The 23,575-nt window shown below is 45.3% G+C and carries 28 protein-coding genes; 13 read left to right on the top strand and 15 right to left on the bottom strand.

The window, feature by feature from the left end; all coding sequences use genetic code 11:
- The first annotated feature begins 26 nt into the window (after positions 1-26).
- Positions 27-905, top strand: coding sequence for an HTH-type transcriptional activator IlvY (gene ilvY / locus ACMXYX_RS01740; protein ID WP_415883282.1), 879 nt, complete (start codon positions 27-29; stop codon positions 903-905).
- Here the strand turns inward: ilvY and ACMXYX_RS01735 are convergent, their stop codons facing one another.
- Both ACMXYX_RS01735 and ACMXYX_RS01730 read right to left on the bottom strand, forming a co-directional pair.
- Positions 906-1,529: a sterol desaturase family protein gene (locus ACMXYX_RS01735; protein WP_415883281.1), complete on the bottom strand. Its 624-nt coding sequence runs from the start codon at positions 1,527-1,529 to the stop codon at positions 906-908.
- Positions 1,530-1,737: 208 nt separating this feature from the next.
- Positions 1,738-2,133 carry an acyl-CoA thioesterase gene (locus ACMXYX_RS01730; protein WP_415883280.1) on the bottom strand — a complete coding sequence of 132 codons (396 nt, stop codon included), beginning with the start codon at positions 2,131-2,133 and terminating at the stop codon, positions 1,738-1,740.
- A 196-nt stretch (positions 2,134-2,329) separates the two neighbouring features.
- On the opposite strand from ACMXYX_RS01730, the gene ACMXYX_RS01725 reads away from it, so the two are divergent.
- The 3 genes from ACMXYX_RS01725 (at position 2,330) to ACMXYX_RS01715 (ending at position 5,116) form a co-directional block, all read left to right on the top strand.
- Positions 2,330-3,889, top strand: coding sequence for a methyl-accepting chemotaxis protein (locus ACMXYX_RS01725; RefSeq protein WP_415883279.1), 1,560 nt, complete (start codon positions 2,330-2,332; stop codon positions 3,887-3,889).
- Between the two features lie 153 nt (positions 3,890-4,042).
- A complete protein-coding gene (locus ACMXYX_RS01720; protein ID WP_415883278.1) occupies positions 4,043-4,345 on the top strand; it encodes a GFA family protein in 303 nt (100 codons plus the stop codon).
- Positions 4,346-4,396: 51 nt separating this feature from the next.
- The gene (locus ACMXYX_RS01715) at positions 4,397-5,116 is read left to right on the top strand and encodes a DUF1223 domain-containing protein (protein WP_415883277.1); all 720 of its coding nucleotides are present in this window, start codon (positions 4,397-4,399) and stop codon (positions 5,114-5,116) included.
- 78 nt (positions 5,117-5,194) lie between these two features.
- On the opposite strand, the gene ACMXYX_RS01710 is transcribed toward ACMXYX_RS01715, so the two are convergent.
- Positions 5,195-5,866 carry a Bax inhibitor-1/YccA family protein gene (locus ACMXYX_RS01710; RefSeq protein ID WP_415883276.1) on the bottom strand — a complete coding sequence of 224 codons (672 nt, stop codon included), beginning with the start codon at positions 5,864-5,866 and terminating at the stop codon, positions 5,195-5,197.
- A gap of 133 nt (positions 5,867-5,999) precedes the next feature.
- Between ACMXYX_RS01710 and nhaR the strand changes: the two genes are divergently transcribed.
- The 5 genes from nhaR (at position 6,000) to ACMXYX_RS01685 (ending at position 8,923) form a co-directional block, all read left to right on the top strand.
- A complete protein-coding gene (gene nhaR / locus ACMXYX_RS01705) occupies positions 6,000-6,899 on the top strand; it encodes a transcriptional activator NhaR (RefSeq protein WP_415883275.1) in 900 nt (299 codons plus the stop codon).
- Positions 6,900-6,943: 44 nt separating this feature from the next.
- Positions 6,944-7,771 (top strand): polyphosphate kinase 2 family protein, encoded by an 828-nt coding sequence (locus ACMXYX_RS01700; protein ID WP_415883274.1) that lies wholly within the window; start codon positions 6,944-6,946, stop codon positions 7,769-7,771.
- A 75-nt stretch (positions 7,772-7,846) separates the two neighbouring features.
- On the top strand, positions 7,847-8,119 hold the full coding sequence (locus ACMXYX_RS01695; RefSeq protein WP_415902658.1) for a hypothetical protein: 273 nt from the start codon (positions 7,847-7,849) through the stop codon (positions 8,117-8,119).
- A 97-nt stretch (positions 8,120-8,216) separates the two neighbouring features.
- Positions 8,217-8,420, top strand: a complete 204-nt coding sequence (locus ACMXYX_RS01690; protein ID WP_415883272.1) for a hypothetical protein — start codon at positions 8,217-8,219, stop codon at positions 8,418-8,420.
- Between the two features lie 197 nt (positions 8,421-8,617).
- Positions 8,618-8,923 (top strand): c-type cytochrome, encoded by a 306-nt coding sequence (locus ACMXYX_RS01685; RefSeq protein ID WP_415883271.1) that lies wholly within the window; start codon positions 8,618-8,620, stop codon positions 8,921-8,923.
- Between the two features lie 65 nt (positions 8,924-8,988).
- Here the strand turns inward: ACMXYX_RS01685 and ACMXYX_RS01680 are convergent, their stop codons facing one another.
- Both ACMXYX_RS01680 and pomA read right to left on the bottom strand, forming a co-directional pair.
- On the bottom strand, positions 8,989-9,930 hold the full coding sequence (locus ACMXYX_RS01680; protein WP_415883270.1) for a flagellar motor protein MotB: 942 nt from the start codon (positions 9,928-9,930) through the stop codon (positions 8,989-8,991).
- 20 nt (positions 9,931-9,950) lie between these two features.
- A complete protein-coding gene (pomA, locus tag ACMXYX_RS01675) occupies positions 9,951-10,709 on the bottom strand; it encodes a flagellar motor protein PomA (protein ID WP_415883269.1) in 759 nt (252 codons plus the stop codon).
- Positions 10,710-10,882: 173 nt separating this feature from the next.
- Between pomA and ACMXYX_RS01670 the strand changes: the two genes are divergently transcribed.
- Genes ACMXYX_RS01670 through ACMXYX_RS01660 form a run of 3 tightly spaced genes read left to right on the top strand, consistent with a single transcriptional unit; the run spans position 10,883 to position 13,804 of the window.
- Positions 10,883-11,125 carry an exodeoxyribonuclease VII small subunit gene (locus tag ACMXYX_RS01670; RefSeq protein WP_415883268.1) on the top strand — a complete coding sequence of 81 codons (243 nt, stop codon included), beginning with the start codon at positions 10,883-10,885 and terminating at the stop codon, positions 11,123-11,125.
- A gap of 2 nt (positions 11,126-11,127) precedes the next feature.
- A complete protein-coding gene (ispA, locus tag ACMXYX_RS01665) occupies positions 11,128-12,009 on the top strand; it encodes a (2E,6E)-farnesyl diphosphate synthase (RefSeq protein ID WP_415906426.1) in 882 nt (293 codons plus the stop codon).
- A 16-nt stretch (positions 12,010-12,025) separates the two neighbouring features.
- The gene (locus tag ACMXYX_RS01660) at positions 12,026-13,804 is read left to right on the top strand and encodes a 1-deoxy-D-xylulose-5-phosphate synthase (protein ID WP_415883266.1); all 1,779 of its coding nucleotides are present in this window, start codon (positions 12,026-12,028) and stop codon (positions 13,802-13,804) included.
- Here the strand turns inward: ACMXYX_RS01660 and ACMXYX_RS01655 are convergent.
- From ACMXYX_RS01655 to ACMXYX_RS01610, 10 genes are all read right to left on the bottom strand, one after another.
- Positions 13,801-14,277, bottom strand: a complete 477-nt coding sequence (locus tag ACMXYX_RS01655; protein ID WP_415883265.1) for a phosphatidylglycerophosphatase A — start codon at positions 14,275-14,277, stop codon at positions 13,801-13,803. The genes ACMXYX_RS01660 and ACMXYX_RS01655 overlap by 4 nt on opposite strands.
- Before the next feature lie 54 nt (positions 14,278-14,331).
- The gene (gene thiL, locus ACMXYX_RS01650) at positions 14,332-15,297 is read right to left on the bottom strand and encodes a thiamine-phosphate kinase (protein ID WP_415906425.1); all 966 of its coding nucleotides are present in this window, start codon (positions 15,295-15,297) and stop codon (positions 14,332-14,334) included.
- 3 nt (positions 15,298-15,300) lie between these two features.
- On the bottom strand, positions 15,301-15,786 hold the full coding sequence (gene nusB / locus ACMXYX_RS01645; RefSeq protein ID WP_415883263.1) for a transcription antitermination factor NusB: 486 nt from the start codon (positions 15,784-15,786) through the stop codon (positions 15,301-15,303).
- A gap of 6 nt (positions 15,787-15,792) precedes the next feature.
- A complete protein-coding gene (ribE, locus tag ACMXYX_RS01640; RefSeq protein WP_415883262.1) occupies positions 15,793-16,266 on the bottom strand; it encodes a 6,7-dimethyl-8-ribityllumazine synthase in 474 nt (157 codons plus the stop codon).
- Between the two features lie 19 nt (positions 16,267-16,285).
- Positions 16,286-17,404, bottom strand: coding sequence for a bifunctional 3,4-dihydroxy-2-butanone-4-phosphate synthase/GTP cyclohydrolase II (ribBA, locus tag ACMXYX_RS01635; protein ID WP_415883261.1), 1,119 nt, complete (start codon positions 17,402-17,404; stop codon positions 16,286-16,288).
- 16 nt (positions 17,405-17,420) lie between these two features.
- Positions 17,421-18,089, bottom strand: coding sequence for a riboflavin synthase (locus ACMXYX_RS01630; RefSeq protein WP_415902652.1), 669 nt, complete (start codon positions 18,087-18,089; stop codon positions 17,421-17,423).
- Entirely contained in the window at positions 18,090-19,229 is a 1,140-nt protein-coding gene (gene ribD, locus ACMXYX_RS01625) for a bifunctional diaminohydroxyphosphoribosylaminopyrimidine deaminase/5-amino-6-(5-phosphoribosylamino)uracil reductase RibD (RefSeq protein ID WP_415906424.1), read from the bottom strand.
- Positions 19,226-19,702, bottom strand: coding sequence for a transcriptional regulator NrdR (gene nrdR, locus ACMXYX_RS01620; protein ID WP_415902650.1), 477 nt, complete (start codon positions 19,700-19,702; stop codon positions 19,226-19,228). The genes ribD and nrdR overlap by 4 nt, the downstream gene beginning before the upstream one ends.
- A 126-nt stretch (positions 19,703-19,828) precedes the next feature.
- Positions 19,829-21,085 (bottom strand): serine hydroxymethyltransferase, encoded by a 1,257-nt coding sequence (glyA, locus tag ACMXYX_RS01615; RefSeq protein ID WP_415883257.1) that lies wholly within the window; start codon positions 21,083-21,085, stop codon positions 19,829-19,831.
- 225 nt (positions 21,086-21,310) lie between these two features.
- Positions 21,311-21,727, bottom strand: a complete 417-nt coding sequence (locus ACMXYX_RS01610) for an Hsp20/alpha crystallin family protein (protein ID WP_415906423.1) — start codon at positions 21,725-21,727, stop codon at positions 21,311-21,313.
- Positions 21,728-21,904: 177 nt separating this feature from the next.
- Here ACMXYX_RS01610 and ettA point away from each other — a divergent pair, with 177 nt between their 5' ends.
- Positions 21,905-23,569, top strand: a complete 1,665-nt coding sequence (gene ettA / locus ACMXYX_RS01605; RefSeq protein WP_415886726.1) for an energy-dependent translational throttle protein EttA — start codon at positions 21,905-21,907, stop codon at positions 23,567-23,569.
- The last annotated feature ends 6 nt before the right edge of the window (positions 23,570-23,575 follow it).

The raw sequence follows: 23,575 nt of genomic DNA, 5'->3' as shown, positions 1-23,575 counted from the left end.
AGAAACATTCGAAAAAGCGCAACATTATGGATATCAGACAGCTCAAACAATTCGTTCACTTAGCCGAAACCTTACATTTTGGTCGAGCAAGCGAAGCTTCTTACATAAGTCCTTCGGCACTAAGCAGAAGCATCAAGCAGTTGGAAGAAGAAGTCGGCACAGATCTGTTTGAACGAGATAACCGCAGTGTTGCCCTTACGACAGAAGGCAAAATATTCTTAGGCTATGCCCGCGATTCCCTAGGTCAATGGGATATGGTGCGCACTCAACTGATGGAAAGGTCGGGTGAACTTCAGGGCGAAATAAGTATGTATTGCTCGGTTACCGCCAGTTACAGCTTCCTGTTCGATATCTTGAGTGAGTTCCGTACCGACTATCCCAAAATAGAGATCAAGTTACACACCGGGGATCATGAACACGCTATATCCCGCATACTATCCGGAGATGAAGACTTTGCTATCAGCGCAAAACCTGACGCGTTACCGGCAGGGATTGCATTTAAGACGATTGCCATCTCTCCCCTCCTATTTATAGCGCCAATACAGGGACTACAAGGTCAAGATAAACCACCGGTTCGGCCAGATAGCTCCACACCGATGATCCTATCCGAAGCGGGTTTGGCTCGTAAAAGAGTCGATCGCTGGTTTAAAGATCAAGATATAAAACCGATCATCTATGCCCAAGTATCGGGTAACGAAGCTATTGTGAGCATGGTAAGTCTAGGGTTTGGCATAGGTGTTGTACCTGAGATTGTTCTGCAAAACAGTCCACTAGCAAGCAGCGTGGAAGTACTCGACATCACACCTAAACTCAAACCCTATGAAGTTGGGATAGTGACTTTAGAGAAAAAACTTAAGAACCCGCTGATCAACGCCTTCTGGTCCCAGCTAACTCAAACTAAATAATCACTTTTTAAACGGTAACATCAACATACCACCCAAACGGCAAGAGGTGTTTGGATCATTAAACTCGTTTAATCCGATCTCTACACCTACTTGGCCTTTAGCGGGCTTCTCAATATAAGTCTTACAGATTCGATCCCAACAGGATAACGCAAAGCCATAATTACTATCCGTCTCACTGAGAATTTTTGAATGATGCACTCGATGCATATCAGGGGTAACAAATAGCCAACGAATCACCCTATCTAATAGTTTAGGCAATTGTATATTCGAGTGATTAAACATGGCTGATGCATTGAGTAACACTTCAAATAAGATCACCGCAACCACCGCTGGCCCCAGAAGAAACACCATCAACATTTTAATCAGCATCGACAGGACAATTTCAACTGGATGAAATCTAGCCCCCGTGGTCACATCAATATCTGGATCCGCATGATGCATGCGGTGAAAACGCCATAGCAAAGGAACTTTATGAAAGAGAACATGCTGTGCATAAATCAGAAAATCCAAAAGCACTACAGCTAATAAAACCTCCAACCAAATAGGCAAATCCAACCATATAAAAAGTCCAAACCCTTTGGCCTGCGCATATCCAGCAACGCCAACAGCCGCTACCGGAAACATAACCCTCAGCAGCAAACTATTAAGCACAACCAAACTGAGATTCGATCGCCAACGAAACCATTTTTTTTGCAGCAAAGGTCGGAAAGGCCTATATAACTCCCAGCAGGCCATCACCGTGAACACGCCGAAAAAACAGCTTAAGCGCACTATCGGTTCATTCGCTAACAACCAAGCTGAAAAGTTCACTGGGTACTTTCTCTTCCTAATCTTACTCTTCTGGCATCAAAGCGGCGATTTCTGGTAACACAAATGGACGCCCTCTTTCATTTAATGCCGTTCCGATTACTAACGCTTCAAGGGCCACCTTTTCATCGGACAATCTAATCACACGCTGACGAAAACCAAACTTAACTTTACTCACCCTCTCGACACTTACTTCAACAACAAAGCGATCACCACTGGTTAAAGAATTTTTATAATCCATCTCAGAACGAACAACGACCAGATGAATTTTATCTTCGGTCAACTTAGCAAAGTCGATCCCCTTGTCTAAAAGATACTCATGCCTCGCATGCTCTAAATAATTGAAGTAAACGCCATTGTTTACGATGCCTTGCAAATCACATTCGTAATCACGCACTTTAAATTCTAATCGAAACGACATGCTTTATTCCTTTTTATTATCAGAGCTCACAGAGGACTAAATGCTAAAAAATATCAATAAATCAGTCAGCCTTCTGAGCTATATCACTTAAATACAGCTATAACTATTACTAAACTGTGCAGATCAAATACATTGTACACATCTAATAATTAAGAGCCGTTAGTTTTTACTTTTTGCATGCGAAGAAGGGTGAACCATGAAAAAAATGCCAGTTACCAACCGCGAGGTGGTACTACCTGAAGGTCAGCGCATTATTTCAACAACAGACCTCAAAGGACGTATCACTTACGTTAATCAGGTTTTTTGTGATATTTCAGGGTTCACTGAAGAGGAGCTTTTAGGTAAAGCCCACAATATTGTTCGCCACCCAGACGTGCCACCCGCTGCCTTTGAAAACCTCTGGATGTCCTTAAAAGAAAACCATGCGTGGCGCGGAATTGTTAAAAACCGTTGTAAAAATGGCGATCATTACTGGGTCGATGCTTACGTAACCCCTTTGTATGAAAAAGGCCAAAAAGTTGGCTATCAATCGGTTCGCTTTAAGCCAACCGCCGAACAGGTTTCTAAAGCAGAAGTTATTTATTCAGTGGCCAATGCCGGTAAAGCGGGCAAGGCATTAAAACTGAAATCTATTAGCAACCAAACATTTGCTATCTTCGCCTTAATTTCATTTATTAGTTTAATTGCTTCATGGTTTGCAGGTGCGTCACTGCCTATTTTAGGAATTATGGCTCTGACCGAAGTTCTTTTAGGGGCCTGTCTGTTGCGCTTAACCGCTCCAATTAAAGAGCTAGCTAATCGTGCACGCGATCGCTTCAGCAATCCTCTAATCCAATTAATGTACTGCCCTCGTCAGGATGAATTTGGTGAAATTGATCTCGCTTTACAGATGAATGAAGCCAGAAACACTACCGTACTTACACGATTGGGAGATGTTAGTCACACCATTGATCAAGCCATTGATGTCACCGATAACGCTATCCGTCAAACTAACGAAGGGATCAGCCAACAAGATAAAGAAAGTGACATGGTCGCCGCTGCTGTTCACGAAATGGCATGTGCATCACAAGAAATTGCAGCTAACACTAGCGATATGTCGAATGCATCGCAGAATGCACGCTCTACAACTGAAGAAGGTCGAAGCGCACTATACAACACGGTAAATCACATTAAAGATCTGTCTAATGAAGTAGTGGAAGCAACGGAAGCTACCATGGAGCTAAAACAACATACAGATGCGATCGGCAATGTCGTAACGGTGATTAATGATATTGCTGAACAAACCAACCTACTAGCACTGAACGCTGCTATCGAAGCCGCGCGCGCAGGTGAAACAGGACGCGGCTTCGCAGTGGTAGCAGATGAAGTTCGTACCTTAGCAACACGTACGCAAAATTCTACTCAAGAAATAGAAGCCTCAATTGAAAGTGTACAGTCTGCTGTAGATAAAACAGTCAACATCATGGAGCAAAGCCGCGATCATGCTAAGCAAAGTGTCGATGTGGCAAACATTGCTGATGAAGCCTTCCAAACAGTACAAAGCTCTATTGATGATATTTCTGATCGCTGTTTACAGATCGCCAGCAGTTCTGAACAACAGTCCTCCGTTGTAGAAGAGATCCAACAAAATATCGTCGCGATCAGGGACCTTGCCCGTCGCAACAGTGAAGCCTCTGATGAAACCGCTTCCGCTAGCAGTGAACTGCATGAACTGGTAAAACAACTAGATTCAATGGTGACAGCGTTTGATCGCTAGGATGATTTCATGAGCGGAGAAGAGGTTTACAGGGGCAGTTGTTTATGTGATGAAGTTCAGTATGAAATATCACCACCCTTTTCCACCTTTCAATACTGTCACTGTTCACGTTGCCGCAAAACCACTGGCAGCGCACATGCTAGCAACATAATAATGCCACCAGAGCAATTCCGCTGGACGGCGGGAGAAGCATACGTTGGACGCTATGAACCCAGCGATGCCAAACATTTTGCTGTCTGCTTCTGTAAAAAATGTGGATCTAACCTACCGTGGCTAGCCCAAACAGGTAAAGCAATGATCATTCCAGCCGGCACACTGGATACAGGCCCCGAGGTACCACCGGAACGTAATCTTTTTTGGGGCAGTCGAGCCGATTGGTATCAAACCGTGAATCAATTAGATGCCTTTGACACACTCCCTGGCAAAAGCCCAGCATGTAAGATCGATGTTGAATAACTGAACTCACTCAAGGCTCTGAAGTCTCATAGGAAATGAGAGGACAGAGTTATGAAATCGTTCGCCAATTCGTTAATTGCAGCCTGCCTTTATTTCTTACCTCAAGCTTTAGCGGCTGAGCAGATCTTTGAAAATCAAGGAGCTGTACCTCAGTTAATTGAGCTCTATACCTCAGAAGGCTGTTCCAGCTGCCCTCCAGCAGAACGCTATATCAACAGCTTTATAGGTTCCGCAGACCTTTGGAAAAAGGTAGTACCTTTAGCCTTTCATGTAGACTATTGGGATTACATTGGCTGGGAAGATCGATTTGCCCAACCTGAGTTTAAACAGCGCCAATACAATCATCGCCGCTTAGGAAATTTAAAAAGTGTGTATACACCGGGCTGGATTAGCTCCGGCAAAGAATGGCGAGGGTTTTTCCAAGGCAAAGCCCTACCCAATCAATCTTCCTCTGGGGGACTACTTAAAGCTAGCCTCAACAGCCAAACCCTCAAAGTAAGTTATACCCCAAAAAGGGACCGAAAGGTGCTTATAGCTCATGTTGCAGTACTCGGGTTTAATCTCAGTAGCCAAGTCACTTCAGGCGAAAATGCAGGCCGCCTACTTCAACATCAATTTGTGGTTTTACATAAACAACAAAAAGCCCAATCAGACTATAACTGGAGCTTTGAACTACCCCATCTACAAACGTCTCAAAAGCATGCATTGGCCATTTGGGTTTCAGAACGAGATCAACAACCAATTCAAGTTGCTGCCGATTGGCTGAAATAAAAAAAGGCGACCTAAAAGGTCGCCTGAATACCCCAGTGGGGTTATCACAAGTGCATAGCTAATAAAGGGTTTAATGTCTTAATCTTCACCACCTAGGAAACCTAGGATATGCAATAAACTGGTAAACAAGTTATAGATGGACACATACAAGGACACTGTTGCCATGATGTAGTTTGTCTCACCGCCGTGCAGGATGTTGCTTGTCTCATAAAGAATAAAACCAGACATCAACAGTACAAACATTGCCGATACAGCTAAAGACAGAGCAGGAATCTGGAAAAAGATTGCCCCTAAGCCTGCAACAAACGCCAGTAAAACACCGACCATTAAGAAGCCACCCATAAAGGTAAAGTTCTTACGTGTGGTTAAAACATAAGCTGATAGGCCTAAGAAAATTATTCCTGTCATACCCATCGCATTCATTACGATAGAACCGCCACCCGGCATTGACAAATAATGACCAACAATAGGGCCTAGGGTGTAACCCATAAAACCAGTCAGAGCAAAGACTGAAGGTAATGCCCAAACACTATTGCGCAGCTTGTAGGTCAGAAAATATAAACCAAAAAAGCCGACTAAAGAGATGATGACACCGGGGTGAGGTAACTGGAGCGCAATGGATCCACCAGCAATGATCGCACTGAACAGCAAAGTCATAGATAACAATGCATAGGTGTTGCGTAGTACTTTATTAGACTCTAACGCAGATGGTTGCGTCTGAGCTGCTGAAGATCTTATAGATGTATTCATACACCCCTCCTGGTTTTTACTAACCAAAAGCCAAAAGGCTTTCCGGTATCAACAGTTCAAAATTTAACCGCCTACCAAAAACAATAAAACTCGATTATTATTAACAAAAGCATCGATTTTACCGAGTTTTTTGATGATTAATTACAAACACCTTCACTATTTCTGGATGGTCGCTAAAGAGGGGAGCATAGCTGCTGCTGCTGAGCGTCTGAGTGTTACACCACACACAATTAGTGCTCAGCTGAGCTTGCTTGATGATTACCTTGGCTGCTCTCTCTTCACAAAAGTAGGTAGGCAATTAGAACTCACCGAAACGGGTCATATGGTTTTAAGCTACGCCAGTGATATCTTTTCGTTGGGTGGCGAACTGGAAGAACGGGTCCGTAATTTAGATAAGATCCGTCCCTTAGTTTTCAAGGTAGGCGTGGTAGATGTAGTACCGAAATCGATCGCTTATCACCTACTCTCCCCGGCTATGGATGACATCAACAATGTCAGAATGATTTGCCATGAGGGTGATATCAACGAGCTACTCGCAGAACTTGCCCTGCATAGATTAGATCTGGTGATTTCAGAATCACCTATACCTTCTGATGTCAGTATTAATGGTTTTAGCCATAGTTTAGGCACCTGTGGCAGTAGTTTTATGGCAAGCCCATCAGTAGTTGAGCAACTAAGTGGAGAGTTCCCCCACAATCTTAATGGTTCCCCTATGCTGCTTCCAAGCGAAACAACCATTGTCCGCTCACAACTGCTACAGTGGTTTAGTAAGAACCGTATCCATCCTCGAGTGGTAGGCGAATTTGATGACAGCGCATTGATTAAAGCATTCGCCAATGCTGGTAAAGGGATTATGGTGGTACCTACGCCGATTAGAGATGAAGTATCTGCGCAGCTCGGTTTGGTGACGCTAGGTGAAACCAATGAGATTGTGAATAACTTTTACGCAATTTCTATCGAACGAAAGATCTCGCATACCGCTGTGGAAAAGATCACTACAGCCGCTAGAGACTGGTTAAAAAGCAGTAGTTAGGAACCACTATAACCATTACTTAACACGATGAGGGAGAATTTTTAATGCATACACCCAGCGCGATCATACTCAAATATCCCTCTCCTCAATTAGATTCAATAACATTCGAAGATGCGGTACTCGCAGACAAAAATGACTATCTAAAGAAATTGAAAAAATGGCAAAAGCGCATACTTGAAGTACAACAAGCTTATTATCATCAAAACCGCCGGGCCATAATTGTATTTGAAGGCTGGGATGCCAGTGGTAAAGGCGGCGCTATTAGACGTATCACCGAAAAGTTAGATCCTCGCGGTTTCACTGTTCACCCAATTAGTGCGCCAACATCAATCGAACAAAGCAAACACTACCTTCAGCGCTTCCAAGAAAAATTGCCGCCCGCAGGTTCTATCGCGATATTTGATCGTTCCTGGTACGGCCGTGTATTAGTGGAGCGGGTTGAAGAGTTTGCTTCACCACAGCAATGGCAGAGAGCCTACCAAGAGATAAACGAATTTGAACGTAGCTTGATTGATGATGGTGCTCGCATAATAAAAATCTTTATGCACATCACCCCCGATGAACAACTGAGGCGTTTTACCGAGCGCCTAAACAATCCAGTTAAACGCTGGAAGCTAACCACAGAAGATATTCGTAATCGTGAACGTTGGGAAGATTATACTCACGCGATCAATGACATGTTGCACTACACACATACAGAAATTGCAGCGTGGAATGTCATTGCAGCCAACCATAAATGGTACACACGGATAGAAGCACTCAAATGTGTTGTAAAACAACTATCCTCTGAAGTTGATATAACACCGCCGCCTTTAGATCCTGAAGTCACTGCGGCCGCCTACTCCTCTTTAGGCATCAAAGCTAAAGATTGAATAGATAGGCTTCAGAAACAAAATCCTGAATGCCTACTATGCTGTTAGTATCGAACCAAGCAAAACGCAGCACTCATGAATACTTCTCGCAAAGAAAGCGTCATTCAAATAAGTATTCTGGATATTCAGAAACGTCTGCTTCCTCGCGCCTATGAACTTCGTGACCGTTTACAAGCAGGCCAAGCAGCAGAATCCTACGACCTCGAGTTTTTAGAGACTCTCCACAAAGCGATCCAGAATTTACATATACTTTCTACAGATTCACCAGAGCACCATCTATTTATTGGTAACTTAGTACAGCTTTACAGTGCACTCATCAGCATGGCACTAAAAAATTCCGAAGACTAAAACCTCGCTCCCCATTCAACAAAATCATCAATTGAATGACATATTTCTGTAATAAATCTAATGCATGATGAGTATTAAATTTAAAGAGGCAAAGAAAATGACAGAAACAACTTTAACAACTCAGCTGAAGCAGTTGCTGAAACGTGGCTATTCCGAAATGGATGTTCGCAACTTAGCAATGGCACCTAAAAACATCGTAGATCAGGCCATCGCAGAGTTTCATGCGGAAGAACGTATCCATGAAAAAACCATTCAAATTCAACATAACCAGGCTAATTTTGCCATGCGTTTAGGTAACTAAGCCCGCCAACCAAACCAATCTTTCCTGTATCAAGCTATCCTTTAGCATTATTTCGTTCTTCTATTGACTTTGTTCAGATACAATTCACTCTGTTTGGGTTACTAATAGATGCTACTAGGGGGTAGCAGACTTGGTTGTGAGGGCGAAGTCGAATTAGTCCCAATGACAAACTCATGAGCACCTACAGGAAAATTACAATGAAAAAACTACTGATGGCGACTGCAGCTGCAGCAATGATGATTCCAGCAGCAGCAATGGCAGAACGTGACGGAGCTACTGTTTACAACACTAAATGTGCAATGTGCCACGCATCTGGTGTTGCTGATGCACCTAAAGTAGGTGATGCTGCAGCGTGGGCTGAACGCTCAGCACAAGGCATCGATGCACTTTACGCTACAGCTGACAAAGGTAAAGGCCAAATGCCACCACGTGGTCTTTGCATGGACTGCACAGACGGCGAACTAAAAGCTGCGATCCAGTACATGGTTGATAACTCTAAGTAAGTTAGAGTTTCAGCAATAAAAAAACCGCCTTTTGGCGGTTTTTTTATTGGAGCAGTAATTATTGCTTAGAAAATATCATCAGGTCTTAGATTGATAACTTCCCCATCAGGATCGCCATCTTGGCGCGCCTGAATCTTTTCTAAGGATTCCTTATCTTTACCCTTCTGCACAATAATCTCTACACGGCGGTTCTTAACACGGTTTGCACGAGTATCGTTTGGCACTAATGGTTTCGTGTCTGCCAAACCGAGTACTTTAAAGCGAGATTGATCGATTCGCGGATCGCCAAATAGTTCATGCGCTACCGCCAATGCGCGTGCAACAGACAGATCCCAGTTAGATTCAAAGCGTCGACCGGCATAAGGGATATTATCACTGTGCCCTTCAATAGCGACACGACCTTTAACATTTAAAAGCACATCTCTGATTTTAGCCAACACAGGAATTGACTCGAACTTCAGCTCGGCAGAACCGGAATCGAAAGAGCCTTTCTCCTTGATACGGATAATAATTTTCTTACCATCCGTCTCAACTTCAACACTACCTTCACCGATCTCTTGAGCCAAAGCAGCAGCAAACTCAACCGCTTCCTCTTTCGCTTCCTGCTCTTGTTGTTTCTGCAGCTCTTGCGCTTCACCCGCCTCTTTATCAGGCGAGTCGCTATCACCCTCTTTAGATCGAATATCCAAGGTATTCATATCGTTATTGACCGTCATCTGACGGACTTCGTTAAGAGGCGTGGGTTCTGGTCGACCAGGGCTAAATTCCTGCGCGATAATAGAGGTACCCTTTGGAATATCCTCTACTTTAATCTGGTTTTGAACACCAAACGCTTCGCGCATTGAACCTGCCAACTGTTTAAACTTCAGTACGTCCATCTCCGAGAAGGAAAGTAGAAGTACGAAAAAGCACATCAGCAGCGACATCAAGTCGCCAAACGTTGCCAACCAAGCCGGAAGCCCGGGGGGGCAGGGGGGGCATTCTTGTTCTTCGGTATCGTCACTCATCGCTCTAGTCCTTTACCGAATTAACCTTCAGCCGCTGCACGCTTGCCTTCTGGCAGATAGTTACGCAACATTTGTTCGATAACACGAGGGTTCTGACCCGCTTGGATAGCCAACAGACCATCAATAATCAAAGCCGAGTTCAACGCTTCCTCATCTTTACGGACGTTTAGTTTATCTGCCAAAGGAATGGTGACCATGGTCGCAAGCATTGCACCATAAAGGGTAGTTAGAAGTGCTACCGCCATCGCAGGACCGATGGATTTAGGATCACTCATGTTTGATAGCATCTGTACCAGACCTACCAGCGTACCGATCATCCCCATTGCAGGACCTACATCCCCCATCGCGGAGAATACAGTCGCACCAAATTCATGACGATCGTGAGTCAACTTAGCTTCTTTATTCAGCAGACCTTTGACGACTTCAGGGTCGTGACCATCCACCAGCAACTGGATTCCTCGCTGCATGAAATCGCTACTTACCGTCTTATCTTCTAGAGAAAGCAAGCCACCTTTTCGCGCCGCATCGGCCAGATCTACCGTTTCAGCGATAATCTCTTCTGGATTTAACGACTTGAACATAAATGCTTTAGCCGCAACTTTGCCGGCACCAAGGAACTGGGGCAGTGTGAATTTCATCAATACAACAAAGATGGAACCACCAACAACGATCAACAAAGACGGAGGGTTAATAAACACCCCAGCATCACCACCAGTGACGATCGCAGCTATTACAATACCAAAACTGCCTAATAATCCGACGAGCGTTGCTATATCCACTCATTACTCCTTAATTAAGCGCGCAAACTGTTCAAATCTAAGCTGCCTATCATAGCAAAAAAGCACAGGGTTTCACCCATCATACAATCGTTTAACTATAGAAATTGTATGTATATTTGCTTATAGCTGCTGGCTTCGGTAAGTTTAGCGCTTTCAATCTAAGATTCGCTCTTATGCCACGTAAGAAAAAAACAACTGACTTTGAACAATCCCTGCAAGCACTTGAATCCCTAGTGACCAAAATGGAACAAGGAGATCTTTCCTTGGAAGAGTCACTTCAAGCCTTTGAAGAGGGTGTCAGCCTAACTCGAGAGTGCCAAGGAATTCTTACTCAAGCAGAGCAAAAAGTTCAGCTTTTGATAGAATCCGACGGTGAACTTTCAACCAAACCGTTTACTGCAGACGAGGACAGCTGATCTTGGAGATCCGCAATCTACTCAAGAGCTACCAAGAGCGGGTAGATCACCACCTTCAGAAATGTATCAATAAAGACAGTATAGATCCGGTCCTACAAGAATCTATGCAATATTCACTATTCAATGGTGGAAAACGCATTCGACCGGCTTTGATCTATATGGTCAATGCAATGCAAGGCAGCAGTCACGAACAAGCCGACAGCGCAGCAGCCGCTATTGAGTGCATACATAGCTACTCTTTGGTTCATGATGATCTTCCGGCAATGGATGATGACGACCTAAGACGAGGCAAACCAACCTGCCATATTGCTTTTGATGAAGCGACCGCAATATTAGCGGGTGACGCTTTGCAATGTTTAGCATTCGAATTGATCTCATCCGATGACAAACTAACGGCAGAAACTCGTTTAAACCTTATCCAAAAGCTGAGTCATGCGTCTGGGCATCAAGGTATGGTTGTCGGACAATCGTTTGATCTGCGTAATGTGGGCAACTCTCTTTCACTTGAGCGGCTTGAAGCTATGCACCAACATAAAACCGGTGCCCTGCTGACTTGCTCAGTGCAAATGGGAGCCATCTGTGCAGGCTTAACCGATCAAAAACAGTTAGCCGCACTCGCAGAATATTCCAACGCCATCGGCCTAGCCTTCCAAGTACAAGATGACATTCTCGATATAGAAGGCGATTCTGCAGTGATCGGAAAACCTCAAGGTTCTGATCTAGAACAGAATAAACCTACGTATCCAGCTCTATTGGGTTTGGAAGGTGCTAAGCTGAAATTACAGCAGCTTCATCAACAGGCCCTATCGGCATTAGATGTATTCGGCGAAGACGCATCAGAACTAAAAGCCCTCGCTGATTTTATTGTGCATCGCGACCACTAATAACTGATCGAGCTTTATGTTCCATACAATCCCAAGTAAACGCCCTAACACACCTCTGTTGGATAGCATTGATAATCCTATCGCTCTGCGTTTACTCACGCCCGAACAACTTCCAGAGCTAGCTGAGCAATTAAGAGCTTATCTACTCTACAGCGTCGGACAAAGTGGCGGCCATTTCGGTGCAGGACTGGGTGTGGTGGAACTAACAGTGGCTCTGCATTATGTTCTTAACACACCGCAAGATCATTTAGTGTGGGATGTAGGTCACCAATGCTACCCCCATAAGATCTTAACCGGCCGTCGCGAACAGTTACCCCAAATCCGACAGAAAGAGGGACCATCCCCCTTCCCTAAACGGGACGAGAGCCCATATGATGATTTTGGTGTAGGTCATTCCAGCACCTCGATTAGTGCCGCTCTAGGCATGGCAATTGCCGATAAGATCCGTGGGATAGAGAGTAAATCTGTAGCCGTAATTGGTGACGGTGCGATGACGGCTGGTATGGCGTTTGAGGCGTTGAACCATGCAGCACATACCAACACCAACCTGCTGGTAATCTTGAACGACAACGATATGTCGATCTCCCACAATGAAGGCGGGCTGGCGACTTATCTAGCAAAAAACTTTAAAGACAGAAATGACGGTGAGACCACCACCGCCCTCTTTGAAGCGCTAGAGTTTGAATATACAGGCCCTGTTGATGGTCATGACTTTTCTAAACTCATACCGGTATTACAAGACATTCTTAATCGACCAGGACCACAATTCCTTCATTTGGTAACAACGAAAGGTAAGGGTTTCAAACCTGCTGAAGACGATCCGGTTGGTTATCACGCAATTACTAAGATTGATCCAATTCACCAAAAGCCTACGAAGAAAATCAGTTATTCCAATGTCTTTGGTCGTTGGATTTGCGATCTAGCCGAACAAGACCCACACCTGACAGCCATTACCCCGGCTATGCGTGAAGGCTCAGATTTAGTGGAGTTTTCCCAGCGCTTTCCTGACCGTTATTTTGATGTGGCTATCGCCGAACAACACGCACTGACTCTAGCGGCTGGTATGGCCTGCCAAAATATTAAGCCGGTAGTAGCCATCTACTCGACTTTTCTGCAGCGAGCTTATGATCAACTGATCCATGATGTGGCCATTCAAGATCTCGATCTATTGCTGGCCATCGATAGAGCTGGCTTAGTTGGGGAAGATGGTTCAACCCATGCAGGTTGTTTTGATATTGGCATGCTTCGCGGCTTACCAAAAGCTGTATTGATGACGCCTTCAAGTGCCGAAGACCTTCGCAATATGCTTTTCACCGGTTACCAATATCAAGGCTTAGCTGCGGTTCGCTATCCACGAGGCAGCGTTCCAGCACAAATAGATACACCCATGCAGGCAATTGAGCTAGGGCAAAGCCGAACGCTCAATCAAGGCAGTAAAGTTGCGCTTCTAAATTTCGGACCTTTACTAGAAACAGCTCAAGAGGTTGCAAACGACCAAGGTTATACCCTAATCGATATGCGCTTTGTTAAGCCTCTAGATCAAAATGTCCTTAAAGATGCAGCAGAAAGTCATGACTTATTAGTCAGCATAGAAGATCACAGCATCATTAACGGCGCAGGATCAAGTGTGAGTGAGTACCTACATCAAGAACAGATCAACACACCTTTACTGATGTTAGGTATACCTGATCGTTGGATTGGCCACGCATCTCGCGCACAGCAACTTCAACAATGCGGTCTTGATGCTGCAGGTATGATTAAAGCAATCGGAGATCGACTAAAAACGATCGCTTAAAGCCAAAAATAAGCGACTAACTGCAGAATTGCCGCGGCATAAACACCTGCTAGCAAGTCATCCAGCATTATACCCACACCACCAGAAACTTTCTGGTCAGCCCATTTGATCGGCCAAGGCTTCCAAATATCAAAAATACGGAATAGCACAAAACCAAGAGCAATCCATTCCCAGCCAGTTGGTGCAAGCGTCATGGTCAGCCAAAAGCCAACAAACTCATCCCAGACAATGCCGCCATGATCATGCACACCAATATCTTTTGAAGTGCGATCGCATAACCAAATGCCGATGATAGTCGTAACCACCAACATCAATAGATAAAACGGCAAACTCAAGTGTTGGAACCAAAGATAAGGAATGATCGCCGCCAAAGTGCCTACTGTGCCAGGCATCCAAGGAGCAGCACCGCTACCTAGGCCAAACGCTAGAAAATGGATCGGATTTTTCCAAACACTACTAGGTACTTTATTCACGGTTATTCCTTTACGGCTTAGTCTAACAATCGCGGCTAACAGCCTACTTGAACATCAGGATTGGTGGAAGTGATCATAGCCTGAGCCTGAAATTTCACAAGGCTCTCCTCGAAGAAACAGACTGAGCTCTGACTCCTCTGTGACCTTACCAATAACGGCTACTGAGGTTGGCAAACTAGGAATTAACGCTAAATGCTCCGGCGGTAGGGTGAAACATAGCTCAAAATCCTCACCACCGGTCAACGCCCACTGCTGCGCCTGCTGTTCTCCATAAGTATCCACCAGCTGAGAAGAGACCGGCAAGGCTTCTATCTGCAAACGCGCACCTAGATTGCCACTCGCTTTTAATATGTGTGCTAAATCGGATAACAAGCCATCAGAGATATCCACACAGCTACTGGCATAATCCACTAACGATTGACCTAAGCCGATACGCGGTACAGGCGAATAGAAACGCTTGAGTAAATACTCTGCATGAGTTTCATTATTGAAGCCATTAAGCAACCCTTCAAGACCTCCACGGCTATCACCTAAGTTACCACTAACACAGATAATATCGCCCGGTTTAGCCCCATGACGACAAAGCCCCTTCCCTTGAGGCACAAAGCCATGCACTTGAGCAGAGAGAGCTAGAGGCCCGCGCGTCGTATCTCCGCCAATTAGTGCAATACTGTACTCTTGGCAACGTATACCTAATTGAGAACTAAAGCGTTGCAGCCAATCTGCATCGGTTTGCGGCAAAGTAAGCGCAAGTGTCAGCCAAGCAGGCTTTGCGCCCATAGCCGCTAGATCACTGACAGTAGAACCCATAAGGCGATCTGCGAGATGCTCTGGTTGTATATCAGGCAGAAAATGAGTGCCTTCAACAAGCGTATCAATAGAAACGGCTAGCTGCTGACCCTCGGGCAAATTAAGCAGAGCGCAGTCGTCACCTACCCCTAAAGCAACAGAAGCATCCGAAGATGCTTCTGAAACCTGTGTGAAGTAGCGCTGTATCAGCTCAAATTCACCCAGCGGCATAGCTTACGCTTTACCTTCTCGTTTAGCGCGAATTTCGGCCATACGAACACGTTGCGCTAGTTTATCTAGCACACCGTTCACATAACGATGACTGTCGGTTGCACCGAACGTCTTCGCCAATTCAACACTTTCATTGATAGCGACGCGATATGGTACTTCCATGCGCTTAGAAAGCTCGTAAGCACCGATACGTAGAACGTTCAATTCAACAGGATCCAACTCTTCGATCTGACGATCAAGGAAGTCAGTAAACAAACCATCAAGCTCTGTTTTAGTTGCCGCAACGTTCTGCAACAACTCAGAGAATAAACGTACATCCGTATCACGCATGTCGTTATCTACACGGAATTGCGCTTCTAGTTCATGCAGAGGCTGACCAGCTAATGACCAAGAATACAAAGCCTGCAGCGCATAGCTACGAGCATTACGACGCTGAGATGTTAGCGAAGGTTTCTTTTTAGCTGCAGATTTTTTTTCGTTGTCACTCATCTGGCTTTAAACCTCAAGCTGCTTAAGCAAGCTAACCATTTCCAGAGCGGAAAGCGCTGCTTCTGCACCTTTGTTACCCATTTTAGTACCTGAACGCTCAACAGCTTGTTCGATGCTGTTTACTGTAAGGATGCCGTTCGCAATAGGAAGATCGTAATCCAAAGATACCTGAGCAACGCCTTTAGAGCTCTCGCCAGATACGTACTCAAAGTGTGGAGTACCGCCACGGATAACCGCACCTAGCGCGATGATCGCGTCATCTTTCTTCTGCGCTGCAACGCGTTTAACTGCCAACGGAATTTCGAAAGCACCTGGTACACGGATCACACGAATATTATCTTCGCTTACGCCATGACGCTTTAGAGTGTCGATTGCACCCTCTAGCAAGCTCTCAACAACGAATGCATTAAAACGGCCAACAACAATTGCATAGTTGCCGTCTGCGTTTACAAAATCACCTTCAAAGGTTTTAACAGTCATGATTTAAATACCGTTACAGTTATTCTTCACAAGGAATATATTCTTCAATCTCCAGATCAAAACCAGAGATCGCATTAAACTTCATTGGAGAGCTAAGCAGGTTCATTTTACCTACACCTAGGTCTCGCAAGATTTGTGAACCAGTCCCTACCGTTAGGTAAGCGCCTGATGCACTGACATTAATTTTAGATTTCTGACGACCGTTGATCATCAGATCCGTCGCATCGCTTAGATCGATACGGTCGCCCGTATCAAGTAGAAGAACAACACCTTGTCCCTCTTTAGCAACACGCTCCAATGCTTTACGCATAGTCCATTTCGGCTCATCGCCAGGTGCTACCGCACCGACTACATCACGTAGCACCTCTGTACGGCTGTGGACACGTACATACGCTGGCTCATCAGCTTTCAGCTCACCTAAGGTCATCGCAAGATGCGTACAATTTTGAATTTCGTCGCGGTAAGTAATGTAGTTAAAATCACCGTACTCAGTAGACATCACACCTTCGGATTCACGTGCAACTGTATGCTCATTAGCAGTACGGTAGTGAATTAGATCCGCAATTGTACCGATCTTAAGATTGTGCTTTTCCGCAAACTCTTCAAGATCAGGACGACGCGCCATAGTGCCGTCATCATTCATAATCTCAACGATCGCAGCCGCTGGTGTAAAACCTGCCAAACGAGCAAGATCACAACCCGCTTCAGTATGACCAGCACGGCTTAAAACTCCACCCGGCTGAGCCATAAGTGGGAAGATATGACCCGGCTGAACAATATCTTCTGCCTTGGCATCTGCTTTTACGGCTGTACGTACAGTCAAAGCACGGTCAGCAGCAGAGATACCTGTCGTTACACCTTCCGCCGCTTCAATAGACATCGTAAAGTTAGTTGAGAACTGAGCACCATTGCTCTGTACCATCAGAGGTAAGTTCAACTGCTCACAACGCTCACGCGTCAACGTTAGGCAAATAAGGCCACGAGCGTGAGTCGCCATAAAGTTGATATCATCCGGGCGAACCATCTCTGCAGCAATTACAAGATCACCTTCATTCTCGCGATCTTCATCATCCATCAGGATGACCATTTTTCCCTGACGAATATCTTCAATCAATTCTTGCGGGGTATTTAATTTCATTAACTTCGTACCGTCGTTAGCGGTTAAAACCGTGAGCAATTAAGGTATCCATTGTCAGACCCTGTTCGCTCTGTTCATTATTATCAGTTGTTTGACCATGACCAATTAAGCGCTCTAGATAGCGAGCGATGATATCCACTTCCAAATGAACCTGTCGTCCTGTGACATATTCAGTCATGATCGTTTCTTGTGCCGTGTGAGGCACAATATTCAATTCAAAGCAGTCACCGTCAAGGGCATTTACCGTCAAACTAATACCATCAACCGTCACTGAGCCTTTCGCTGCTAAATAACGTTGAATCGCAGCAGGTGCTTTGACACTAAAGCGAATGGAACGAGCATCTTCACTACGCGATACTATTTCACCAATACCATCGACATGGCCAGTGACAATATGACCACCTAAGCGGCTGGTCGGCATCAATGCCTTTTCCAGATTCACTCGCTCTCCAATCGCTAAAGTATGAAAACGCGTATGAGCCAATGTTTCCCGAGAAACATCAGCAATAAAGCCATCACCGGGCAATTCTACTGCGGTTAAGCAAACACCATTAGTGGCGATGCTATCACCCAGTTTAACGTCCGCCAGATCCAACTGACCTGTGCGAACATATAAGCGCATATCACCCGCTTGCTCTTCAATCGCTGCAATCGTACCTACAGCTTCAATAATACCGGTGAACATCTATGCATTTTCTCCATATTGAGGCTGTAAGATCAGTTTTAGATCATCACCCAACATGCGGCTATCTAACATCTGCAGCTCTACCTGCTCTGACATTTTAGTTAAGGGTAGCTCAAATAGTGGCTTAGCCTGACTTCCTAACAACTTCATCGCCATATAAACATGAAGTTCATCAGCAAGTTTCTGCTCTACAAACGCACCGGCCAATACAGAGCCGGTTTCAACAAGCAGATCGTTACACTGCTCTTCAGACGCGAGCCAACGTAACAAAGGCAATAAAGCCACACGGCCATTTTCAGCAGGCATCACTAGAACTTCTACACCTGCGTCCTTAAGTTTGTTCTGCGCTATTGTATCATCAGAACAAGTAACAATAAGCGTTCGCCCCGGCTGCTTAAGAATGGAAGCAGTCAGCGGCATCTGTAGACGGCTATCCAAAACAACGCGTAATGGCTGTTTCTGTACGACATCCGCAACATTAGGCAGATTTAACTGCGCTTCGCGAACCGTCAGTGCTGAGTCATCTTGTAGAATGGAACCTATACCAGTCAGAATCACTGACGATTGAGCGCGCAACTTCTGTACATCACCACGTGCAGCAGGGCCAGTAATCCACTTGGATTCACCTGAAGCCATCGCTGTTCGGCCATCAAGGCTGATCGCAGATTTAACCCTAACAAAAGGTAAACCCGTCCCCATACGCTTGATAAAACCAGGGTTCAACGCTCGAGCTGATTCTTCAAGTAAACCTGATGTAGCTTCAATACCCGCTTCACGGAGCATAGTCATACCACGACCAGCAACCTGAGGGTTTGGATCAACCATCGCGGCAACAACACGCGTCACACCAGCGTTGATTAATGCCTCAGAACAAGGCGGAGTACGACCATAATGGCTACAAGGCTCTAGGGTTACATACGCTGTCGCCCCTTTCGCTTCTTCACCCGCAGCACGAAGTGCATTCACCTCGGCATGGCCTTCACCTGCGCGATAGTGAAACCCTTCACCCACGATATTGCCCTGTTTGACTAACACACAGCCAACACGCGGATTAGGTTGCGTGGTATATAGCCCCTCTTTCGCCAACTGAATGGCACGGGCCATATATTCGCGATCAGAGACAGACCAAGTCGCACTCACTTAGCAGCACCCTCGATATCATGCTCTTCCGATAAGCGTTCGATCTCAGCTTTAAACTCATTAATATCTTGAAAACTACGATACACAGAAGCAAAACGCACATAAGCAACTTCATCAAGTTTACGTAGTTCGGCCATCACCTCTTCACCAATCTGGCGTGAAGGTAGCTCGCGCTCACCTGTCGCACGTAGACGATGTTTAATACGGTTAATACAAGCTTCGAACTCTTCGATAGAGACGGGACGTTTTTCTAACGCTCGATGAATACCTGCACGGAGTTTTTCATCATCAAACGGTTGGCGAGAGCCATCAGCCTTAATTAGGCGAGGCATCAGCAGTTCTGCTGCTTCGTAGGTGGTAAAGCGCTCATTACAGTTAATACACTCGCGGCGTCGACGCACCTGCTGACCTTCGGCCACCAGTCGAGAATCAACCACTTTGGTTTCATTGGCATGACAAAAAGGACAATGCATCAACTTTTCCTGTGTAAAGAGCGTCTATCTTCTCTGAGCTTAGCCTGAGAACAAAAAAGGGCGACCTTTTGGGTCGCCCGGGGATTGTACATTTTTCCGACTATAACTTACAGCCGGAACCCTGTTTTACTTGTATACAGGGAAACGTGCGCAGATCTCTTTAACTTGAGATTTAACACGTGCGATCACATCATCATTGTTGATGTCATCTAGAATGTCGCAGATCCAATTTGTTAGCTCTGTAACTTCTGCTTCTTTGAAACCACGGCGCGTTACAGCTGGCGTACCGATACGTAGACCAGATGTTACAAACGGAGAACGTGGATCATTTGGAACAGAGTTTTTGTTTACAGTGATGTTGGCACGACCTAGCGCTGCATCAGCATCTTTACCTGTAAATTCTTTGTCGATCATATCAACAAGGAATAGGTGATCATCAGTACCTTCAGAAACGATCTTAATGCCGCGTTTCATGAAAGTTTCAGCCATCGCCTGAGCATTTTTAACAACCTGAGCTTGATACTCTTTCCACTCTGGGTCCATAGCTTCTTTGAAGCAAACCGCTTTACCAGCGATTACGTGCATCAATGGGCCGCCCTGAGATTCTGGGAATACAGCGAAGTTAAGTTTTTTCTGCAGATCTTCATCAGCATTTGCCGATAGGATCAAACCACCACGTGGACCACCAAGTGTTTTGTGAGTTGTTGTTGTTACGACGTCAGCAACACCGATTGGAGATGGGTAAACGCCTGCAGCAACAAGACCAGCGATGTGCGCCATATCAACAAATAGGAACGCGCCTACTTTGTCTGCGATATCGCGGAAACGCTGCCAATCAACAACACGTGAGTATGCAGAGAAACCTGCAACGATCATTTTTGGCTTGTGCTCTTCAGCTAGACGCTCAACTTCAGCGTAATCGATCTCACCCGTTTCTGGGTTTAGACCATACTGAACCGCATTGTAGATACGACCAGAGAAAGAAACCGCAGCACCGTGAGTCAAGTGACCGCCGTGGGCAAGGCTCATACCTAGAACAGTATCGCCTGGCTGACAAAGCGCCATGTAAACAGCAGCGTTAGCTTGAGAACCAGAATGAGGCTGAACGTTTGCGTAAGTCGCACCGAACAACTCTTTAGCACGATCAATCGCTAGCTGCTCAACAACATCTACGTGTTCACAACCACCGTAGTAACGCTTGTTAGGGTAACCTTCAGCGTATTTGTTAGTCAGCGCAGAACCCTGAGCTTCCATAACGCGAGGGCTAGTGTAGTTTTCAGACGCAATCAGTTCGATGTGCTCTTCCTGACGTACAGTTTCAGCCTGCATTGCAGACCATAGATCCGCGTCGAAATCAGCGATAGTCATATCTTTGCTAAACATTGGAGTTTCTGTCCCCTGAATACAATGTGAACCCTGTTCAGCTGCAATAACAACGGCAAAGCCGCCAGAACATTCCAGCGTAGAACCATTTGGGAATTGGGAAAGCGCGTATTATAGCGAAACATTTCCGCGGATACACTTGAATCATCCGCAAAACTGCTTCAATTTTATTCAATAAAAAGAGCTCAGGGGCTCCCCCAAGCTCTTTTTACAATCGGAATAGGATCATTCGACTTTTACATTCGCCGTTTTAGCAGCGCCCGGGTCTGGCTTGGGCAAATTGACTTCCAACACTCCATTATCAAATTTCGCTGTAATTTTATCTGGATCAACACTTTCACCAACAGATAACCGTCTTACAAATTGTCCGAAATGACGCTCCTGACGAATTATTTTCCCTTCTTTTTCTTCCTTATCCTCTGTTTTAGTTTCAGCCTTAATCGTTAACAAACCATGCTCCAAACTTACCTGTACATCCTCTTTTTTCACTCCAGGTAAATCAGCCTTTATACAGTACCCGGCATCAGATTCATGAATATCTATAGCAGGCACTTTATCATCACCGTTTGCAGTCACTGGAACAAAGAAACGATTCAAGAAAGCATCATCAAAAAGGCTGTTAAATCTTGATAGTTCACCCATGATCACTCTCCTCTATTGTGTGGTTACTTTCTATACAGCAGATTCGTAATCTCAGTTTAGAAAGCCTTTCGACTCTCGCCAGTTCAAAAATTGATCAGGATCAAGATAGATATTAATTACCAATTTCCGGTAAAATCGGGAGCATTAATTATTTAACAAATAAGAGTTGAACCCTTCATGGCTCAATACGTTTATTCAATGAACCGCGTTGGCAAAATCGTTCCGCCAAAGCGTGAAATCCTGAAAGATATCTCTCTTTCTTTTTTCCCAGGTGCCAAAATCGGTGTATTGGGTCTGAACGGTGCGGGTAAATCTACCCTGCTAAAAATCATGGCTGGCTTAGATACCGACATCATAGGTGAAGCTCGCCCTATGCCTGGCATCAACGTTGGCTACCTACCTCAGGAACCAGAACTGGACGAAACAAAAACCGTTCGCGAAATCGTTGAAGAATCAGTTGCTGATGTAAAAGAAGCGCTAGATGGTCTAGAAGCTGTTTATGCAGCTTACGCAGAACCTGATGCCGACTTTGATGAATTAGCTAAGAAACAAGCTGAATTCGAAAACCTAATCCAAGCAAAAGATGGCCATAACCTTGAAACAGCGCTTGAACGTGCTGCTGATGCGATGCGTCTTCCTGCTTGGGATGCAGAAGTTAAGCACCTATCCGGTGGTGAACGCCGTCGTGTAGCGCTATGTCGCTTACTGTTAGACAAGCCAGACATGCTGCTTCTAGACGAACCAACCAACCACTTGGATGCTGAATCTGTTGCTTGGATCGAGCGTTTCCTTCAGGAATACCCAGGTACCGTTGTGGCGATTACCCACGACCGTTATTTCCTAGACAACGCAGCTGGCTGGATTTTGGAACTAGACCGTGGTCGCGGCATTCCATACGAAGGCAACTACTCTTCTTGGCTAGAGCAAAAAGAAGCTCGCCTAGAACAAGAAGCGAAGCAGGAAGCGGCTCACCGCAAATCTGTTTCTGCCGAACTTGAGTGGGTACGCCAAGGCTCTAAAGGCCGTCAATCTAAATCTAAAGCGCGTCTTAAGCAGTTCGAAGAGATGAACTCTAAAGAGTTCCAATCTCGTAATGAAACACAGGAAATCTACATTCCACCAGGACCACGTCTTGGCGATAAAGTTATCGATGCGAATGGTATTTCTAAAGCTTACGGCGACAAGGTTCTGTTTGAAGACCTAAGCTTCTCGATTCCACAGGGTGCTATCGTTGGCATTATCGGTGGTAACGGCGCAGGTAAATCTACGCTGTTCCGCATGATCGCAGGCGAAGAACAACCAGATTCTGGTGAGATCGAAATCGGCTCTACTGTACAGTTAGCTTACGTTAACCAGTCTCGCGATCTAAACGGCGACAAAACAGTGTTTGAAGAACTATCTGATGGTCAGGACATGATCACAGTAGGCAACTACACAACGCCTTCACGCTCTTACTGTGGCCGCTTTAACTTCAAAGGCGGCGATCAGCAGAAGTTCGTGAAAGATCTTTCTGGTGGTGAGCGTAACCGTCTGCATATGGCGAAACTGCTTAAAGAAGGCGGCAACGTTCTACTATTGGACGAACCAACCAACGACCTTGATATCGAAACACTACGTGCCCTTGAGGAAGCTCTACTAGCTTTCCCAGGTTGTGCGGTAGTTATTTCCCACGACCGCTGGTTCCTTGACCGTATCTGTACTCACATGCTGGCTTACGAAGGCGACTCTCACGTAGAGTTCTTCGAAGGCAACTACACTGAGTACCAAGCTGATTACAAACGCCGCTATGGTAAAGAGCATCAGCCAGAACGTATCAAGTACAAGCGTATTGCGGATCTATAATCCCTA

Origin of the sequence: Neptuniibacter sp. QD72_48, assembly GCF_047778065.1 — a bacterium.
Taxonomy (GTDB): domain Bacteria; phylum Pseudomonadota; class Gammaproteobacteria; order Pseudomonadales; family Balneatricaceae; genus Neptuniibacter.
Note: the sequence above shows the minus strand (reverse complement) of the source record. Positions and strands in the feature narration are given on the sequence as shown.

What these genes read in the sequence shown, in the direction of transcription:
- ACMXYX_RS01695 (WP_415902658.1), top strand. Translation starts at nt 7,847, where the DNA reads ATGAATACTTCTCGCAAAGAAAGCGTCATTCAAATAAGTATTCTGGAT.
- ACMXYX_RS01610 (WP_415906423.1), bottom strand. Translation starts at nt 21,727, where the DNA reads ATGGGTGAACTATCAAGATTTAACAGCCTTTTTGATGATGCTTTCTTG.
- nrdR (WP_415902650.1), bottom strand. Translation starts at nt 19,702, where the DNA reads ATGCATTGTCCTTTTTGTCATGCCAATGAAACCAAAGTGGTTGATTCT.
- ACMXYX_RS01725 (WP_415883279.1), top strand. Translation starts at nt 2,330, where the DNA reads ATGAAAAAAATGCCAGTTACCAACCGCGAGGTGGTACTACCTGAAGGT.
- ACMXYX_RS01690 (WP_415883272.1), top strand. Translation starts at nt 8,217, where the DNA reads ATGACAGAAACAACTTTAACAACTCAGCTGAAGCAGTTGCTGAAACGT.
- ACMXYX_RS01700 (WP_415883274.1), top strand. Translation starts at nt 6,944, where the DNA reads ATGCATACACCCAGCGCGATCATACTCAAATATCCCTCTCCTCAATTA.
- ribE (WP_415883262.1), bottom strand. Translation starts at nt 16,266, where the DNA reads ATGACTGTTAAAACCTTTGAAGGTGATTTTGTAAACGCAGACGGCAAC.
- nhaR (WP_415883275.1), top strand. Translation starts at nt 6,000, where the DNA reads ATGATTAATTACAAACACCTTCACTATTTCTGGATGGTCGCTAAAGAG.
- ettA (WP_415886726.1), top strand. Translation starts at nt 21,905, where the DNA reads ATGGCTCAATACGTTTATTCAATGAACCGCGTTGGCAAAATCGTTCCG.
- ACMXYX_RS01710 (WP_415883276.1), bottom strand. Translation starts at nt 5,866, where the DNA reads ATGAATACATCTATAAGATCTTCAGCAGCTCAGACGCAACCATCTGCG.
- glyA (WP_415883257.1), bottom strand. Translation starts at nt 21,085, where the DNA reads ATGTTTAGCAAAGATATGACTATCGCTGATTTCGACGCGGATCTATGG.
- ACMXYX_RS01720 (WP_415883278.1), top strand. Translation starts at nt 4,043, where the DNA reads ATGCCACCAGAGCAATTCCGCTGGACGGCGGGAGAAGCATACGTTGGA.
- ACMXYX_RS01670 (WP_415883268.1), top strand. Translation starts at nt 10,883, where the DNA reads ATGCCACGTAAGAAAAAAACAACTGACTTTGAACAATCCCTGCAAGCA.
- ACMXYX_RS01660 (WP_415883266.1), top strand. Translation starts at nt 12,026, where the DNA reads ATGTTCCATACAATCCCAAGTAAACGCCCTAACACACCTCTGTTGGAT.
- ACMXYX_RS01630 (WP_415902652.1), bottom strand. Translation starts at nt 18,089, where the DNA reads ATGTTCACCGGTATTATTGAAGCTGTAGGTACGATTGCAGCGATTGAA.
- ilvY (WP_415883282.1), top strand. Translation starts at nt 27, where the DNA reads ATGGATATCAGACAGCTCAAACAATTCGTTCACTTAGCCGAAACCTTA.
- ribBA (WP_415883261.1), bottom strand. Translation starts at nt 17,404, where the DNA reads ATGAAATTAAATACCCCGCAAGAATTGATTGAAGATATTCGTCAGGGA.
- ACMXYX_RS01680 (WP_415883270.1), bottom strand. Translation starts at nt 9,930, where the DNA reads ATGAGTGACGATACCGAAGAACAAGAATGCCCCCCCTGCCCCCCCGGG.
- ACMXYX_RS01685 (WP_415883271.1), top strand. Translation starts at nt 8,618, where the DNA reads ATGAAAAAACTACTGATGGCGACTGCAGCTGCAGCAATGATGATTCCA.
- thiL (WP_415906425.1), bottom strand. Translation starts at nt 15,297, where the DNA reads ATGCCGCTGGGTGAATTTGAGCTGATACAGCGCTACTTCACACAGGTT.
- ACMXYX_RS01730 (WP_415883280.1), bottom strand. Translation starts at nt 2,133, where the DNA reads ATGTCGTTTCGATTAGAATTTAAAGTGCGTGATTACGAATGTGATTTG.
- ACMXYX_RS01715 (WP_415883277.1), top strand. Translation starts at nt 4,397, where the DNA reads ATGAAATCGTTCGCCAATTCGTTAATTGCAGCCTGCCTTTATTTCTTA.
- ACMXYX_RS01735 (WP_415883281.1), bottom strand. Translation starts at nt 1,529, where the DNA reads ATGTTTCCGGTAGCGGCTGTTGGCGTTGCTGGATATGCGCAGGCCAAA.
- nusB (WP_415883263.1), bottom strand. Translation starts at nt 15,786, where the DNA reads ATGAGTGACAACGAAAAAAAATCTGCAGCTAAAAAGAAACCTTCGCTA.